The organism is Microcoleus sp. ARI1-B5, assembly GCF_036705795.1.
Lineage (GTDB): Bacteria > Cyanobacteriota > Cyanobacteriia > Cyanobacteriales > Microcoleaceae > Microcoleus.
The window spans coordinates 78,518-96,003 of record NZ_JAUBVK010000015.1; the positions used below are offsets into that span (position 1 = coordinate 78,518).

Sequence of the window (17,486 nt, forward strand, 5' to 3'; positions counted from 1 at the left end):
GCGGGTTTATGAATTTGTTGGCTTTGGATACGAGAATACTGGTGAACCCGCCCCTACAAGATTTTGCATTATATAATAACCCAGAGATCGAAGTTGATATGACTAATGACTACTGACTACTGACTACTGACTAACACTCCCTACCGCACCACCAATTCCCTGACCAAATTAGCCAAACGTTCTGTACTGTCTGTCACCGCTAATTGAAGAGCAGCTTGAGACATTTTTGCCAAATATTCGGAATCTTTTAACAAATACAGCACTTTGCTTTGCAATACCTCTGCTGTGAGTTCGCTTTGACGGAATACCGCGGCGGCGCCGGCGGCGGCAAATACTTCGGCGTTAAATCTTTGGTGGTCGTCTGCGGCGTGAGGAAAAGGAATTAAAATAGAAGGTACTCCAGTTACTGCTAATTCTGTTAAGGCACTGGCGCCCGATCGACTAATTGCTATATTTGCTCGCTGCAACAAACTCGCCACATTGTCGTAAAATGGCATCGACAGATACTGCTCGTGTTTCAAACTCTCAGCATCCGGATCATTATTTCCGGTGAGGTGAACTACCCAAGCACCCGCATCAAACCAAGCCGGAGCACACTCGCGCACTAACTGATTGACTGCGACAGCACCTTGGGAGCCGCCCATGACTAAAATTACAGGTACGCTGTCAGGAATTGGTAACTTTAGAGGTTGCTGCGCGAGGAATTGCGATCGCACTGGCGTACCTGCAACCACCGTTTTCGCGCGGGGTAAATGCTGGGCTGCTGCTGCAAATCCGATCGCCACAGCACTGCAAAAAGGACTAAACCACCGCGTCACTTTGCCCGGAATTGCATTAGATTCGTGGAGAATCACCGGCAAACCCAAAGAGCGGGCTGCCAAAATTGCCGGTGCTGCGATGTAACCGCCGGTAGTAAATACTCCCTGAAAATTTCCTTCTTTGAGCAACTTTCGCACCTGAAGGATGGAGCCGATCAGTCCGCCCAAAATGCGCGCTGTACCGAGTCCAAATCGCTGCTGGAAGCCTTCGACGGCGATCGTGTGGAGGGGATAAAGGGAGGGAACTAACTGCGTTTCCATGCGGTCTGGGACTCCCAGCCATTCGATGTGACAGTCGTTCAACTCCGCAGCGGTGGCGATCGCCGGAAATAGATGTCCTCCCGTGCCGCTAGCTGCAACCAACAACCGCAAGGGGGCTTTTGTCAAGGTATTTGTTTCTTTTACAAGTTCCACAGGTCGATAGATTTTAGATTAGAGGTTTTAGATTATTATGCTTATTGTTCCGGCAGTTTCAGCCAATTTTCAATCAGCAATCTAAAATTAGATTGTGCCGTGTCCCTCCTTCCGTTGTCAGTTTTTCGTTGCTGGCGAACAGTTGCCCGCGCCGCGACTCCTGACAAATAACCAAAGTATCATCTAATGCGTAATTTTTTGAATTTAGTGCCAAGTGTATCTCAGTATTTTTGCAGCCGTCGGGACGAAACAGCCGATCCTCTTCGAGGGCTGCGCCAACGGGCGATCGTATTTGGCTGCTTCGGCCGCCAGTCGATCGCTCAAATCTTGTTATGTTTAGCAGTGGTAAGCGGTGGCGTGCTGCATCCGAGTGCGGTAAGAGCGATCGGGGCGAGTGGGGATCTCGCCCAAACTCCTGCAAATGCGCCCGCCCCACTCACCAAACTCCTAACAGAAATAGACGCAGCCGCCAACCGGCGCGATGTCAAAGCAGTCATGGCATTTTACAGCCAGAATTTCACTCATTCTGACGGCTTAAACAGCCAAAGCATGGAAAAAGCCCTCACCCAACTCTGGCAGCGGTATCCGAGTTTGAATTACCGCACCGAACTAAAATCTTGGAAAACCGAAGGTAGCGCGATTGTCGCTGAAACAATAACTACAATTGCCGGCACTCAAAAACAGGATGGGAGAGAATTAAATCTCAAAGCTACCATTCGTTCTCAGCAGCGCTTTGAAGGTGAAAAAATAGTTAATCAAGAGATTTTAGCAGAACAAAATGAGCTTAGTTCCGGAAAAAATCCTCCCAAAATTCAAGTGAATGTCCCGGAGCAAGTGAAGGTGGGCGAAGAGTACCATTTTGATGCCATTGTTCTAGAGCCGATCGGTAATGACATTTTAATAGGAACTATTTTGGAGGAACCCGTTAGCGAAAAAACATTTTTCAAGTCCGCAGAACTCGATCTGGATTTGCTGAATTCGGGGGGCATTTTTAAAGTAGGTAAAGCTCCCGCTACGCCGGAAAATCGCTGGATTTCGGCAGTTTTAATGCGGCAAGGCGGAATTGCAATGATTAGTGTGCGATTGCGGGTTGTTAAATAATAGATGTTATGGGAATGGGGAATTGGGAATGGGGAATGGGGAATTGGCCCGCGCAGGCCCGCGCAGGCCCGCGCAGGCCCGCGCAGGTAATTGGTAATTTTCCCTAATGACTACCGACTAATGATTAATGACAACAGCCAACAGTCAACTGACAACAGCCAACAGTCAACTGACAACAGTCAACTGACAACTGACAAAAAATGATTTCTATCCAAAATCAAATTGTTTTCATTACGGGTGCGAGCAGCGGTATCGGAGCAGCCTGTGCCAAGATATTCGCCTCCTGTGGAGCCAAACTAATTTTAGCAGCCCGCCGCCTTGAAAAGCTCGATCGACTGGCAAAGGAACTTGCAGACACAAAATCGATCGCGTCGGCGAACGAGATTTACTTGCTAGAATTGGACGTGCGCGATCGCCCGCAAGTCGAATCGGCGATAACTGGGCTGCCCGAAGCGTGGAAAAGCATCGATATTCTGATTAACAATGCGGGATTGAGCCGCGGTTTAGACAAACTGCACGAAGGCAACTTTCAAGATTGGGAAGAAATGATTGATACCAATGTGAAAGGCTTGCTGTACATGACTCGCTACATCGTGCCGGGAATGGTCAGCCGAGGCCGCGGCCACGTAGTGAATATCGGCTCAATAGCAGGCCGCCAAACTTATCCGAAAGGTAATGTTTATTGCGCTTCCAAAGCAGCGGTGAGAGCTATTTCTGAAGGGTTGAAACAAGACCTTTTGGGAACACCGGTGCGGGTGACGGAAATAGAACCCGGTTTGGTGGAAACAGAATTTAGCAATGTCCGGTTTCACGGCGATGCAGAAAAGGCAAAAAATGTCTATCAAGGACTGACACCGCTAACTGCGGACGATGTAGCCGATGTGGTGTATTTTTGTGCGACGCGATCGCCCCACGTCAATATTAGCGAAGTCTTGCTAGTTCCGACAGACCAAGCTAGTGCAACTCTCGTTCACAGAAAATAGTTTTGAGTTTTTAGTGGTAAGTTTCCGGATTGCGATGGAATTCTCAGGAAGCTTAGTTGGTAGATGCACCCTGATTAATTAACTCCCGACCAAGTTTGGCCGGGTTTTTTTTGTCGATCGCACTTTCTCGGAAAATTCTGGCAAATTTTCCAAATTGTCCCGAAAGAGGTGCGGTATTACCGGAGACTAAATTAGTAGATGCACCCTGATTAATTAACTCCCGACCAATTTTGGTTTGGGGTTTTTTTTGGTCGATCGCACTTTCTCGGAAAATTCTGGCAAATTTTCCAAACTGTCCGGAAAAAGGTGTAGTGTTACCGGAGAGTAGATTAGTAGATGCACCCTGATTAATTAACTCCCGACCAATTTTGGTTTGGGGTTTTTTTTTGGGTCGATCGCACTTTCTGGGAAAATTCTGGCAAATTTTCCAAATTGTCCCGAAAGAGGTGCGGTATTACCGGAGACTAAATTAGTAGATGCACCCTGATTAATTAACTCCCGACCAATTTTGGTTTGGGGTTTTTTTTGGTCGATCGCACTTTCTCGGAAAATTCTGGCAAATTTTCCAAACTGTCCGGAAAAAGGTGTAGTGTTACCGGAGAGTAGATTAGTAGATGCACCCTGATTAATTAACTCCCGACCAATTTTGGTTTGGGGTTTTTTTTTGGGTCGATCGCACTTTCTCGGAAAATTCTGGCAAATTTCCCAAACTGTCCCGAAAGAGGTGCGGTGCTACCGGAGAGTAGATTAGTAGATGCACCCTGATTAATTAACTCCCGACCAATTACGGCGCGGGAGTTTTTTTTTGAGCGATCGCACTTTCTCGGAAAATTCTGGCAAATTTCCCAAACTGTCCCGAAAGAGGTGCGGTGCTATCGGAGAGTAGATTAGTAGATGCACCCTGATTAATTAACTCCCGACCAATTTTGGTTTGGGGTTTTTTTTGAGCGATCGCACGCGCTTACCTCAAATTCTGCCAAATTTCCCAAACTGTCCCGAAAGAGGTGCGGTGCTACCGGAGACTAAATTAGTAGATGCACCCTGATTAATTAACTCCCGACCAAGTTTGGCGCGGGAGTTTTTTTTGTCGATCGCACGCTTTCGCCGCAAATTCCTGCAAATTCTGCCAAACTGTCCGGAACAAGGTGCGGTGGGGCCGGAGATTAGATTAGTAGATGCACCCTGATTAATTAACTCCCGACCAAGTTTGGCCGGGTTTTTTTTTGCGGTATTGAGGCTGATGCTGAAAAAGTTTGAGGTAAGTGTCCGGATTGCGCGAGAATTCTTAGGAAGCTTAGTTGGTAGATGCACCCTGATTAATTAACTCCCGACCAATTTTGGCCGGGTTTTTTTTGGCAAAAATTAGGTATAACCAGAGGTAGCGACAGTTTGAGGGCGTAGGTGCATGGGCCGAGAAACCCGGTTTCTACGAGTTTTGCGTACAGGAACCAGAAATCTAGAAAGAAACCGGGTTTCTAAAATCATGGATTTTCCCAAACTGTCCTGAATGAGGTGCTCTCGGGCCGGACATTAAATTAGTAGATGCACCCTAATGAATAAACCCCAGCCAATTTTGGCCGGGGTTTTTTTTTGCTCGAAAGCTGGAGCGAGCCGATCGACCTACAACAGATCGAAAGACTGCACCTCAAGCACCGGCCCGATCATCGCAAAAGTCATGACATCCTTGCGGACTTCACCTTTAACGCTGACTTTCAAATCAGCTTTTTTCAATTCAGAAGGAGCATCCTTAAGTTCGTAAGTTTCCCCATCTTCGCCAACCAAAGCCCAAGTGCCCGGGCCTAATCCTTTGCGTTCAATTTTGCCTTTGACTGTAATACTCATGCAGACTGCACCTCTGTTTTAAGTGCTAAACGTGCCAATCCAAAACACAGCAAAGCATTGACAATCAAGAATGTTTGTGCTACTAAACCTGTTCCCAATCCCCAAACTGCGGGAGAGAGAACAGCGTTCACAGCTAAACAGCTAGCAAAGCCGATCGAAGTTGCGATCGCGATCCACTTCCACTGTTGATGTCCCAACAGCAAAACAATCAAAATCCCGGGAATCAAAACACTAGCAAACAAGGGATTCAGCATACTGCTGCCGTTAATTGCACCGCCGAGTTCGGGGATAGAACTGCCCATGATTCTCATCGGCCACTGCGGCAAGTCAAATACGAACAAGTTGCGGAGGAAACAGAAGCCTGAACTTCCAGCAATCAAGCCGCCGGAAAAGCCCCAAGTCCACTGGAACGGGAAATAATTCCGCAAAATGAAAGCCAGCAGGTAAGAACCGAGCACCATGGCAATTTTCGGTAACAGGGCGACTGCACCGCCGTCGATCCAGAAGCGGGGGCTAAGATAGCCGTTGTCGCGCAGCCAGCGGAAGAAGTCGCGGAAGTTGATTTGTCCGCGCTGGGCTAGCTGAACTGCTGCGCCTGCGTCTAGGTGTCCCGAACCAAAATGGTTTAAGGGGTCTTCGGTGACATTTCGCGAGGACTGCAAGAGTACGCTGCGAATTGCGTCTGGTTCTGTGATACCCGATGCCTTGATAAGTGCTGCAACGCCGGCGACGTGGGGAGAAGCCATGCTTGTGCCTTGGTAGCCTTCAAAGACTTCGGCGCCGGTTTCTGGGTCGATCGTACTTTGCAGAATTTTGCCTAGTTCAGAACCGCCCGGGGCAGAAATGTCAACCCCTGCGCCGAAATTGGAATACTCGGCTTTTTCGTCGTTCGGGCCGAGGGCGGAAACGCCGATGACGTGGGGATAGCGGGCGGGATAGGAGGCCGAACTGTCGCCGGAGTTGCCTGCGGCTGCGATGATGACAACGCCTTTAGAGTGGGCGTAGTCGATCGCTTCTTCCATTAACTGACTTTCGCCGCCGCCGCCTAAACTCATGTTGATGACATCTGCGCCGTTGTCTGCTGCAAATTTAATTGCTTCGGCAATGTCGGAAACTGTACCGCCGCCGCTGCCGCTTAATACTTTGAGCGGCATTAAAGATGCTTCGTAAGCGATGCCTGCGACGCCGTAGTTGTTGTTAGTTGATTGGGCGACTGTACCGGCGACGTGAGTACCGTGGCCGTTGTCGTCGTAGGCTTCGGCGCGATCGTTTACAAAGTCGTAGCCCGGTACAAATTTGGTTTCTTTTAAGTCGGCGACGGGGGTAATGCCCGTGTCAATTATCGCTACTGTTGTGCCGCTGCCTTTGGTTTCGTTCCAGGCAGATTCTACGTTGATGCTGCGGAGATTCCACTGCTTGGTATACATGGGGTCGTTGGGAATCTCGAAGGCGCTGTAGACAAAGTTCGGTTCAATGTATTCGGTATCTTTAGCCAAGTTTGATTTTTTCAGGGCCGAAAGCAAAGCGCGATCGCCCTTGACAACATACACATTATCTGATGCTGAGAATTCGCTGTTGAGTTGCGGTGCGATTTTGTACTGCTGGGCGATCGCATTTACTTCTTTTGCAATCTCAGCAGCACCGATATCTTCGCGGAAATCCAGCACAATCGAGTCGTAAGTACCTTGAGTAGCCAGTCCTGGGAAATTAGAAATCGCCCAGCCGAGCCCGATTAAAAATAAGCACAGAAGGAAAAACTTTTTCATGGCCGATCGTCCGTGTAGGGAAGGCTTGTACACCACAATAACCCAATTTTCACCTATAGCGCCAGTTTTAGGGGCGGCTGGTTCTGGAGAGCGATCGGGCGGGCGTTTGGTATTTGGCGGCTGTGGCTGCCCGTGCGATCGAAAATTGCTTTAGTTTCTAGTTTAAATTCCCGAGCAAGTTTGACAAGTTCAATCAATTGTATCATTAAAGCAGATGGCAAACATAACCGGGAGTATTTTTTACCAGAAATAATTGGTTTAAAGCCTCTCCCCGATCGGGATAAATTAAAAGAAAACTATTCATTACTCCAATCCTCTTCCTTTTAGGTAGAGGTCGCCCTCCGAAGTCAACTGTCAACTGTCAACTGTCATCTGTCATCTGTCATCTGTCAACTGTCAACTGTCAACTGTCAACTGTCAACTGAATGAAAAGGATATTGCATGGAAAGAGGTTTAATGTGGCTGCCGCTGCTGGCAATTTTTATTTCTCTGGCTTGGGCTGGATGGAACGAGTATCAAAAGCTGGAAGCGTATCGCGTTTGGGCGGAACAATTCGCCAAGGCAAAGTACGATATTTATGCTGTACTCGGTCAGCAAGAAGACTGTTTGACTTGGGGGAAACCTACTCGCAGGGGGCCTGTGAATTTGCAAACTTTTTCTTTGAAAAATGTGGAATCGCTGCGGTTGTTAGTTAACGGCGCTGTGGTAGATTTAGAGTCGCCGCCGAATTCTGGAAGCGCGATCGCCCTAGAATTTTTGTTAAAAGATGCTGCGGCAGTGCAGGTTCCTTTTACAGAAGTTCCTCTAGCGACTAAATGGGCCAAGTATTTGCAGCAGGAATTGCAGCGCTTTCTTTCAGTTGACAGTTGACCTGTGACAGTTGATAGCGACCTCTACCTGGAAAAAAGAGGATTGGAGTAAGGAATATTCTTCTTTTAATTTATCCCTAAAAGGGAGAGGCTTTAAACCAATTCTTTCTGGAAAAATCATTGAATCAACGGAATTTCTAAATTCTATGATGTCCTGTCGATAGATTGCAATCAAATTGGTTTGATCGTTCGGACTTCAGTCCGCATAAAACCAGAGGACTCGCATTCCTGACTACAAACGTGATAATGGTTTGTAGTGAGGAATGCGAGTCAGCATCCAAATCCGAGGACTCGCATTCCTCACTACAAACGTGATAAGTGTTATTTTACCCGACTAGAAATCGTTTTATTCCTTCCCCTTCCCCTTCCCCTGCGAATGCAAATACAGGAATTTTTACAGCGCTATCAAGAGGGAGAGCGCAACTTTGCTCATATTGACCTCAGCGGTGCTAGTTTAAGCGGTGTCAACCTGCGAGAAATAGACTTAACTGGTGCTAACTTGACCGGTGCTAATTTGAGCTGGTCTTTTTTGAGCAATGCCAAGTTAATTGGGGCTTGTTTGCGCCGCGCGGATCTCCGCAGTGCAGTGATGTCCGGGGCTAATCTGAGCCAGTCAAATTTGAGCGGGGCAAATCTTGCTAAAGCCGATTTGCGCCTTGCTTGTTTGGAAGCAGCGGATCTTAATTGGGCGGCGCTCCCTGAGGCGGATTTGGGCGGTGCTAATCTTCAAAAAGTTAAATCTGACCAAATTAATTTGGAAAGGGCGAAACTCGACGGCGCGCAGTTGATGGGGGCGGAATTGATGGAGGCGAATCTCAACCGCGCCAGTCTTGTTGGTGCTAATTTAACGGGTGCTAATTTGCGGGAAGCGCATTTGGTGGAAGCGAATTTGCGATCGGCAATTTTGAGCGGTGCAAATTTGATTGAAGCTGACTTGAACGGTACTCAAATGCGATCGGCAAATCTGACAGGCGCTGACTTGCACCGAGCTGTGCTGGCGGGGGCGGATTTGACTGAGGCGGTGCTGGAGCGGGCTGATTTGAGTCGATCTAATTTGGCGGGTTCTTATCTGTTGAAAGCGAGTTTTAAGCAGGCGCTTTTGGTGCGAGCTAACCTGCAAGAAGTGTATTTGCTGCGGGCGGATTTGAGCGAAGCTAATTTGCGCAGTGCCCATTTGCGGAAAGCTGATTTGAGCGGCGCTTATTTGATGGATGCGATGTTGGCTGAGGCGGATTTAAGAGAAGCTTGTTTGATTGAGTGCCGTTTGATTCGGACTAATTTGGAGGGGGCGCAGCTTACGGGTTGCTGCATTCAAAATTGGCAGGTTCAAGATGTCGATCTGTCGAAGGTTGACTGTCGCTATGTTTTTACTAAGTTTGATTATACTGCAAAAGTTGCGGCAAATCGCTTGCCAGCCGATCGCGATTTTGAGTCTGGGGAATTGGGGCGGCAGTATCAACAGGAAAGTTCGATTGTGGAGGTGTGTTTTGACCAATCTCCTAATTGGGAGGCTTTGGTTTTTACGGTGCGTCAGGTGGAGTTGGAGAGCTACGAACTAAGGTTGGCTGTACATTTTTTTGAGTCAGCGGGAGAAGGAAATTTACTGCGGTTGAGCGCGAACCGTTTGGTGAATGGCAAGATTTTGGGCGATCGCATTTTGGAGCTTTATCCAGATATGTTGGAAAAGGTTTTAGCTAAGGGCGCTGAAATTTTGAGTTTGCTGGGATTGGCTGTGGCCGATAACGGTTCGCAGGAGGAGTCAGCAACACCGCAGCCGGCGATGCCGAGCCAAAAGGAGGTGTTGCTCAGAAGGCAGGAAATATATCAGAGAATGGTGCGCCAAATTTCGTTTATTTTGATGTCTCAAACGCCCGATAAATTCTCCGAAAGCGTGCAGCGGTTGTTGGATTATTTGAAGCAGCAAGGTATCCCGACAGAGCAAATTCAGAGGAAAGTCATCAGTCAGGCGATCGTGCAGCGGGCCAAGCAAGACGCGGGTTTTCGGGAACAGTTGCTTTTGTGGGAGAAAACGGCGTCCGCGAGCGTTCGCTGTTCGATGATGGGGGAAGCGGTGCGGTTTGCGATCGCGCTTTTGTGGGAATGAATCGATGTGGGATTTGGGATTGTTAAAAACACAGGCAAATAACTAAGTAGAAGGAAGAAGGAAGAAGGAAGAAGGAAGAAGGAAGAAGGAAGAAGGAAGAAGGAAGAAGGAAGAAGGAAGAAGACATACACAGCAAGCTTTTTCGGGCTTCATATTTTATGTTTAATTAGGTGGATTTACTTAATGACGGCCGGACTAATGACTAATAACTAATGACTAATAACTAACAACTCATGACTAACAACTCATGACTAATAACTAATAACTAATAACTAATAACTCATGACGGCAGGACTAATAACTAATGACTAATAACTAATTACCAATCTTGGCTACCCAGCCGGCGGCCCGCTAAGGCCCGCACTTGCTCGTCGCCGTCGGACACTGCGAGCGATCGCACCAATGGCAAAGTTTCCTCATTTTCGGGATAATGTTCGATAATTGCTTCGAGTGCTGTAAACCGGGGATTGTAAGCAAAAGAACCTATGCGATCGTAGGGATCGGTAAGAGCTCTCTGGCGCAAAAACTCAAACATTCCCGGTTCGTCCTTCCATCCCCGGATTAACTCTACCAGGGCGATCGCCCGCACCTGCGAATCTTCATCTTGGGCGGCCCTAATTTTCAGCCACTCGAAAGTTTGAGACTCATTTGTCCGCCCCCGGGCTAACTTTTGCAAAGCAATTTTCCTGACAGCCGAACTGTCATCGCCCTCTGCTTTAGCCTCCAACATCCGCAAAGTTTCACCACCATCGGGCCAATTGCGAGCGAGTTCCTGCACCGCCACCTCGCGCACCTCCTCCTCCCCAGCCTCAAGCTGAATTTTCAACCAAGCCAAGGTTTCCGGCTCTTCTGGCCATCCCCGCGCTATTTCTCGCACCAGCACGCTCAGCAAGTGATAATCCCGTTCCGACTCCGCCAGTTGCTTGAGAAAAGGCAGCGTCTCGCCCCGGTGTCGCCAGCCTCTTGCTATCTGTTCCACCGCCGTTTCTCGGACGTTGATGTGTCTGTCTGATTCAGCCAGATTTTTCAACCACTCAAAGACTTCGAGACTGGCTGACGGTAACGTGGCTGCGGCTACAACTACCACTTGCCGCACAGTCCAATAATCATCTGAGCTAGCAACAGATTGCAGCAGGGGCAATGTCTCTGGGCTGTCGGGCCAACCGGAGGCAATCTGTTGCAGGGCTATTTCGCGCAGTTCGGCGTCGCGATCGCCCGTAGCTATATTTTTCAAAAAAGCCAGAGTTTCGGGCTCACAGGGCCAGCCAGAGGCAACTCCTTGGACTGCTGCCTGCCGGACGGTGGAACTCGCGTCCGACTCGGCGAGACTTTTCAGCAGCGGGTAAATGTCTGGTTCGTTGGGCGGCTTTCGCCAGGCCAATTCTTCGATCGCTGCTGTGCGCACTTCTTCGCTGCTGTCGGAGGCTGCTAGAGTTTTCAGCAGCAACCAAACCTCGGCATCGGCGGGCCAACCCGCTGCCAATTCCCGCACCGCTACTGTGCGCAGGGTAGAACTTCCTGTCTGCGCAAGGTTTTTGAGCAGGGATAAAGTGCCTAAAACGCTGTGCCAACCTCTGGCTATTTCTTGCCACGCTGCGACTCGCACTCCCAAATTTTCGTCGGATTCGGCGGCGGTTCTCAGCAGCAGCAGGGTATCTGTGCGATCGCGCCAATTAGATGCCAACTGTTCCAGGGCGCAGGTGCGGACTGCGGGACTGCGATCGGACTGAGCCATGGCCACCAGCAGCGGCAAGGTATCGCTGTTAGAGGGCCAACCAGAAGCCATTTCTCGGATTGCGGCCGATCGCACTGCCCAGCTTCGATCGCCCAAAGCGAGGTTTTTCAGCATCAGGTAAATTTCTGGCTCGTCGGGCCAACCGCGGGCTATGGCTTTGACTGCTGTGGCGCGGACTTCGCCGCTGTCGCTGGAGTGTGCCAGTATTTTCAGCCAGGGCAGGGTTTGCGGGTCGTTTTTCCAAGTTTGGGCGATCGCGGCGATCGATCGATAGCGAATTTGATAAGTTTCCTGCAATTCTTGAGCGCTTTGATAAAGAATCAGGAAAACCGTGCCGTATTGCGATAACTTTTTTAAAGCGTTTAACAGTTTTTTTTCTGTTGTTTCATTGATACCAGTTTTAACTTTTGACAGGCATTCTGATGCTAAAAATAAATTAATAAATTTTTCTTGTTGACCGTTTTGAGCTATCAAATATTCTATAATTTCGTTCGCTGTTTCTTTGTCGAGCTTGGCTGCAATTTCTTGGAGAAATTCGTGCAAAGATTCGTCCCGCCAGTGCTGACCGAAAACTTGTGTTTTGAGTTCTGCCCCAGTCAGTTGACCTGTTTTGAGTTTTGCGTCGATTAACTCTGCCACTGTCTGGGGATTATTTTCGGAAACAAGTTTTTTTAATAACATACTGATATCCTGGCCCCTAGAATTTGTTTGCATTGAAAATCAGAAATCATAACAGTCCCCAAAAAGAATGCAACTGTATTCCAGTTCCAAACTCTCGCAGTCATCAGCCATTCTCCAATTCTTTAATCGAAAATGGTATCAGCTCCGGTATTAGTTGAGAATTTTCTGAGCAAACCTGAAGTACCGAGCCGATCGACTCTATTTTATACCAAAACTACAGGCTGCGTAGCGCCCCAATGCAAAATCCGCCACCACCGAATCGGAATGTGAGGTGTTGGCGGATGGATCTCGAACAATTAAGCCCGTGAATCTAGGTAACAGCTACTTGGACGCGAGATCCTGCAACCCGAACCGTAAAAGTCGGAATTTTTACCGTTTCATCGTCCAAACACTGGCCAGTAGCCAAGCTAAAATTCTGCTTGTAAATCGGAGAAGCAACTTTCAGAGTGCCGCTGCGATCGCCCACAAGTCCCCGCGACAACACAAAAGCCTTGCTAAACGGATCGTAATTGCTCAAAGCATACAGTTCATCCCCGTTTCCCACTCGGAAAATCGCCACTTGTTCGCCTGCTACTAAAGCGCAAACTCCCGTATTCGGGGCGATCGCATCCAGCGAGCACACATCGACCCAAGTTGTCACTGTATCGGAAACCTGTAATGATTGAACCATTGTTTTTCCTGTTAATTTAATACGACTAATCTCGTTCCCAGTCTACGGCTTTCATCGTATCAACAATTGGCTAAAACCTACGAGCGCTCTCGTTTGTCTGGGAGCCTCGATCCCCCTCGCATCCTCCTAAAAAAGGGGAACTTTGATAATACTCCTGTCCCCCCCTTTTTTTAATGGGGTTAGGAGAACTTTGATAATACTCCTGTCCCCCCCTTAAAAAGGGGAGTAGGGGTCGAGTAGGGGGCAAGTTAAGGGGGGATCGGGGGCTTAGGCTAAAACAATCAGGCTGACAATAGGTTTAAGTTCAAGTTGACACGCATTGAATTATTCCGCAACTCCAGCTAGAGCCTTTTCATGCTCGTAAGCAGGGCGAGTTTGTCCCCGTTCCTCGACGCGAACAATACTCGGATCTGGCAAATCGGAATTCACAAAATGCTGGAATCGCTGCACCTTTTGCGGGTCTTCAATCGTAGTTTTCCACTCGCACTGATAAGTATTCACCAAATGCTCCATCTGCGCCTCCAACTCTGCACAAATTCCGAGAGAATCCTCAATTATCACCTGCTTCAAGTATTCAATTCCGCCCTCAAGCTTGTTCAACCAAGTAGCGGTACGTTCCAAACGATCGGCCGTGCGGATATAGAAAACCAAAAAGCGATCGACATACTTGATCAAAGTTTCCTTATCGATATCAGACGCTAGCAAAACCGCGTGCTGCGGCTTAATCCCGCCGTTGCCGCACACGTACAAATTCCAACCATTCTCAGTCGCAATAATCCCAAAATCCTTGCTTTGAGCTTCAGCACATTCGCGAGTGCAGCCAGAGACAGCAGACTTGAGCTTGTGGGGCGATCGCAAACCGCGATAGCGCAATTCAACCTCGATCGCCAAACTCGTCGAATCCTGCACCCCAAAGCGGCACCAAGTGCTGCCCACACAAGATTTTACAGTACGCAAAGCCTTACCGTAAGCGTGTCCAGACTCAAATCCCGCATCAATCAAGCGGCGCCAAATATGCGGCAACTGATCCACCCGAGCCCCAAACAAATCGATCCGCTGTCCGCCAGTAATCTTAGTATAAAGTTTAAAATCCCTGGCAACTTCTCCCAAAACAATCAACTTCTCCGGCGTAATTTCTCCGCCCGGTACGCGCGGCACCACCGAATAAGTACCGTCGCGCTGAATGTTTGCCAAAAAGTAATCGTTCGTATCTTGCAAACCGACGTGAGACTTCTCTAGAATATGGTCGTTCCAGGTAGAAGCCAGCATCGAAGCAACAGCAGGCTTGCAAATTTCGCAGCCCCGGCCCTTGCCGTGTTTGGCGATCGTCTCGTCAAAGCTTTTAAGCTCTTGAGAGCGCACCAAATGGTACAGTTCTTGACGGGAATATTCAAAATGTTCGCAGAGATGATTTTTGACTGCAAACCCGGCTTTCTTCATCTCGGACTTAAAGATGTCCGTCACCAAAGGCACGCAACCGCCGCAGCCAGTACCGGCTTGAGTGCATTTCTTGACGCTGGGGACATCAGTTAAATTGCGATCGCGAATCGCCTCACAAATCTGCCCTTTACTGACATTATTGCAAGAACAAATTTGAGCCGAATCCGGCAAACTGTCCACACCAAAACCAGCAGTTGCTCCGCCTTCGCGCGGCGGCACCAACAAATCTTCAGGATGCGGCGGCAGAGCAATTTCATTTTGCATGAATTGCAGCAAAGTGCCGTAAGCAGAAGCATCTCCGACGAGAATTCCGCCTAAAATCCGGCTACCGTCTTGATTTAAAACTAATTTTTTGTAAATGCCTTGGAAAGTGTCAGCCACAACAATCTCTTTAGCACCGGCAGAATTGGCAAAAGCATCACCAAAACTCGCCACATCCACACCCAAAAGTTTGAGTTTTGTGGACATATCCGCACCTGTAAAAGTGCTAGTGCTAGCATGGGGGCTGCCATCCGCTGCACTGCTCAAAATATCGGCTGCGACGCCAGCCATCGTATACCCAGGCGCAACTAAGCCGTAGATGCGATTTTGATAAAGCGCGCATTCGCCGATCGCATAAATATCAGCATCCGAAGTTTGGCAGCTATCATTGATCGTAATGCCGCCGCGTTCTCCCACTGCAATCCCGCAATCTCGGGCAATTTCGTCGCGGGGGCGAATACCAGCAGAAAAGACAATCATATCTGTTGCCAATTCCGAACCATCAGCAAACAGCATTTTAGTAACTTTGCCATCTTCGCTGACAATTTCGGTTGTAGATTTGCTGGTGTGAACCGAAACCCCCAACTCTTCGATTTTGTTGCGGAGAATTGCACCACCAGTCTCGTCCACTTGCACGGGCATCAGCCGCGAGGCAAACTCAACCACGTGAGTTTTCAAGCCCATATTTTGCAGAGCGTTAGCGCATTCTAAACCCAACAAACCGCCGCCAATTACTACACCGACCCGGCAATTTTTAGCGTAATCTGACATCGCCTCCAAGTCGTCAATTGTCCGGTAAACAAAAGTGCCTGCCGCGTCTTTGCCTTTGATGGGAGGTACGAATGGATAGGAACCGGTGGCGAGAACAATTTTGTCGTAGGGAACCTCTAAACCGTTGGCTGAAGATACTGTTTTTTGTTCCCGATTGATGGCGACTGCTTTGTCGCCGATATGAATTTGAATGCCGTTTTCTTGATAAAAGCCCGGCGCAACTAGAGATAAGTCTCCCGCTGTTTTACCAGAGAAAAATCCGCTGAGGTTTACGCGATCGTAAGCAACGCGCGGTTCTTCACAAAAAGTAATTAAATTCCAGTTTTTGGCAGCATCCGAGCTCACCATTAACTCTAGGAACTTGTGGCCTACCATGCCATTGCCGATTACAATGAGGTTTTTTTTGGCTGTCATTAGAGTCTCTTTTATCCTGTTTATCAGTCGTTAGTTTTATTAATATAAGAGTTTTTTGTAAAGTTTTGTATGTATAGATACAAAAAATTAATTTTTATGCAATTGTCGAATGCTCCTGATTGCATTTTTGCATGATGTGTGCTGACAGTTGACAGTGGACAGTTGATAATTGACAGTTGACAGTTGACAGTTGACAGTTGACAGTTGACAGGGCCCGAGATTGTTCGGTAAATATCCACTGTCCCTCTGTTCACTGTCAACTGTCAACCGTCATTGAGTTTTTGTTTGGTTGTTTTGATGATGCTGGTTAGTAGTTTTAGGAGTTCTTTTAGGTCGTTTAAGATTGATTCGCTTTCTTTTGGGGTGAGATAATCGGTTTCTCGAAGTAGCAATATCCAGTATTCTGTTTCGTTGGCTTCTTTGAGGGCTATCGCTACTTTATGAATAAAATCGGCTTTGCTTTCGGCTTGTTCTGCTTCTCTAACTAATGCACCGATAGCTGTTCCAGCTCGTAGTAGTTGTTTTGACAATACATATTCTTTTTTATTGATAAACAAGTATTTATATAGGTTTACCGTTCGGATGGCAAAGGCAAAAGATTTATTTTTGAGTGGTGAGTTATCAGTCATTTATACTTGATAGTTGATAGTTGACAGTTGACAGTTGACTGTCAACTGTCAACTGTTTAAGCTCCCATACCAGAATACTGTTTCAACCCCTGCCGCCACAGCCAGCGATTCCACACAAAAAACACTGCACCCCAACCCAGCATCACCAACAAACCGCGGCCGATATCTACGGGTAATCCGATCAAAATTGAAGCTGGAAAATTAATCAAATAAGGAAACGGCGTCCACAAAACTACTTCGCGCACGGCTGGAGGAAACACTTCTAGCGGCGCGATAAGTCCCGATAAAAACAGGTAAATCAAAGACCAAAATTGTTCGATCGCACTTGCCCTCTCCAGCCAAAAAGCAAACAGCGCAAAGGTATACTGGATCAGGAACCGCAAGCAAAAAGCCAAGACGACAACCAACAAAAATAGCAAAAACCTCCCCCAACTCGGCAGCCAAAAAGCCTGCGGGTAAAGTGCAAAAAACAGCAGCACTAATCCCAATACAAAGGGCAGCCTCGCAAACCTTTCGGAAACGTGAGATGCCAAGTGGTGCCATACGGGATCGAGAGGCTGCAACAATCTATTAGATAGCGTGCCTTGCACTACTTCCTTTTCAAAATCCCAAATCACCCAAACTACATTTGTTTGCCTGACAATGAAAGTGGCTAAAAAATAACGGGTAAAGTCGATCGACTTCAGCCCAAATTGACCAGTCTCGGCCGCCTGCATCCACACGCCCATCAAGATAAAAGGCAAAGCTCCCGACAGCGCCCACACAAACAATTCTGCCCGGTATTCGAGCGCATAAGCGTAGTAGGTAATCAGCAAAGTTTTAGCAATTCTGATGAATCGTGTCATGTCAATTTTAGATTTTATTATTGAGATGTTTTTGTGTGAAAATTGGCCCTTCGATCCCCCCTAACCCCCCTTAATAAGGGGGGGACTGGAAACGGTCAAAGTGGGTCTTATTAAGGGGGATTTAGGGGGAGCGAGGCTGGGAT

General features: G+C 48.0%; 13 protein-coding genes. 4 read left to right on the forward strand and 9 right to left on the reverse strand.

Translation table 11 applies throughout. The annotated features are described in order from the left end of the window. Positions 1 to 140: 140 nt before the first annotated feature. Positions 141 to 1,232 carry an undecaprenyldiphospho-muramoylpentapeptide beta-N-acetylglucosaminyltransferase gene (gene murG / locus QUB63_RS21065; protein ID WP_442921783.1) on the reverse strand — a complete coding sequence of 364 codons (1,092 nt, stop codon included), beginning with the start codon at positions 1,230 to 1,232 and terminating at the stop codon, positions 141 to 143. A 186-nt stretch (positions 1,233 to 1,418) separates the two neighbouring features. Here murG and QUB63_RS21070 point away from each other — a divergent pair, with 186 nt between their 5' ends. Further along, positions 1,419 to 2,333 (forward strand): nuclear transport factor 2 family protein, encoded by a 915-nt coding sequence (locus QUB63_RS21070; protein ID WP_332947256.1) that lies wholly within the window; start codon positions 1,419 to 1,421, stop codon positions 2,331 to 2,333. A 200-nt stretch (positions 2,334 to 2,533) separates the two neighbouring features. After that, complete coding sequence (locus QUB63_RS21075; RefSeq protein ID WP_332947257.1) at positions 2,534 to 3,316, forward strand: SDR family oxidoreductase; 783 nt, start codon at positions 2,534 to 2,536, stop codon at positions 3,314 to 3,316. A 1,620-nt stretch (positions 3,317 to 4,936) separates the two neighbouring features. Here the strand turns inward: QUB63_RS21075 and QUB63_RS21080 are convergent. From QUB63_RS21080 to QUB63_RS21090, 3 genes are read right to left on the reverse strand one after another with little or no spacing between them, the layout of a single operon-like run. Continuing rightward, the gene (locus tag QUB63_RS21080; protein WP_332947258.1) at positions 4,937 to 5,158 is read right to left on the reverse strand and encodes a hypothetical protein; all 222 of its coding nucleotides are present in this window, start codon (positions 5,156 to 5,158) and stop codon (positions 4,937 to 4,939) included. Then, positions 5,155 to 6,924, reverse strand: a complete 1,770-nt coding sequence (locus QUB63_RS21085; protein WP_332947259.1) for a S8 family peptidase — start codon at positions 6,922 to 6,924, stop codon at positions 5,155 to 5,157. The genes QUB63_RS21080 and QUB63_RS21085 overlap by 4 nt, the downstream gene beginning before the upstream one ends. Positions 6,925 to 6,977: 53 nt before the next feature. Next, on the reverse strand, positions 6,978 to 7,130 hold the full coding sequence (locus QUB63_RS21090) for a hypothetical protein (RefSeq protein WP_332947260.1): 153 nt from the start codon (positions 7,128 to 7,130) through the stop codon (positions 6,978 to 6,980). 235 nt (positions 7,131 to 7,365) lie between these two features. Between QUB63_RS21090 and QUB63_RS21095 the strand changes: the two genes are divergently transcribed. Together QUB63_RS21095 and QUB63_RS21100 are read left to right on the forward strand one after the other, a co-directional pair. Beyond that, entirely contained in the window at positions 7,366 to 7,794 is a 429-nt protein-coding gene (locus QUB63_RS21095; protein ID WP_332947261.1) for a hypothetical protein, read from the forward strand. Positions 7,795 to 8,169: 375 nt separating this feature from the next. Continuing rightward, entirely contained in the window at positions 8,170 to 9,897 is a 1,728-nt protein-coding gene (locus tag QUB63_RS21100) for a pentapeptide repeat-containing protein (RefSeq protein ID WP_332947262.1), read from the forward strand. Between the two features lie 319 nt (positions 9,898 to 10,216). On the opposite strand, the gene QUB63_RS21105 is transcribed toward QUB63_RS21100, so the two are convergent. The 5 genes from QUB63_RS21105 to QUB63_RS21125 all read right to left on the reverse strand — a co-directional run bounded on the left by QUB63_RS21105 (position 10,217) and on the right by QUB63_RS21125 (position 17,343). Beyond that, positions 10,217 to 12,313 (reverse strand): HEAT repeat domain-containing protein, encoded by a 2,097-nt coding sequence (locus QUB63_RS21105; RefSeq protein WP_332947263.1) that lies wholly within the window; start codon positions 12,311 to 12,313, stop codon positions 10,217 to 10,219. 310 nt (positions 12,314 to 12,623) lie between these two features. Next, the gene (nirD, locus tag QUB63_RS21110; RefSeq protein ID WP_332947264.1) at positions 12,624 to 12,983 is read right to left on the reverse strand and encodes a nitrite reductase small subunit NirD; all 360 of its coding nucleotides are present in this window, start codon (positions 12,981 to 12,983) and stop codon (positions 12,624 to 12,626) included. A gap of 324 nt (positions 12,984 to 13,307) precedes the next feature. Continuing rightward, positions 13,308 to 15,869 carry a nitrite reductase large subunit NirB gene (gene nirB, locus QUB63_RS21115; RefSeq protein ID WP_332947265.1) on the reverse strand — a complete coding sequence of 854 codons (2,562 nt, stop codon included), beginning with the start codon at positions 15,867 to 15,869 and terminating at the stop codon, positions 13,308 to 13,310. A 263-nt stretch (positions 15,870 to 16,132) separates the two neighbouring features. Beyond that, positions 16,133 to 16,498: a four helix bundle protein gene (locus QUB63_RS21120; RefSeq protein WP_332947266.1), complete on the reverse strand. Its 366-nt coding sequence runs from the start codon at positions 16,496 to 16,498 to the stop codon at positions 16,133 to 16,135. Positions 16,499 to 16,554: 56 nt separating this feature from the next. Beyond that, the gene (locus QUB63_RS21125; RefSeq protein WP_332947267.1) at positions 16,555 to 17,343 is read right to left on the reverse strand and encodes an ABC transporter permease; all 789 of its coding nucleotides are present in this window, start codon (positions 17,341 to 17,343) and stop codon (positions 16,555 to 16,557) included. Between the last annotated feature and the right edge of the window lie 143 nt (positions 17,344 to 17,486).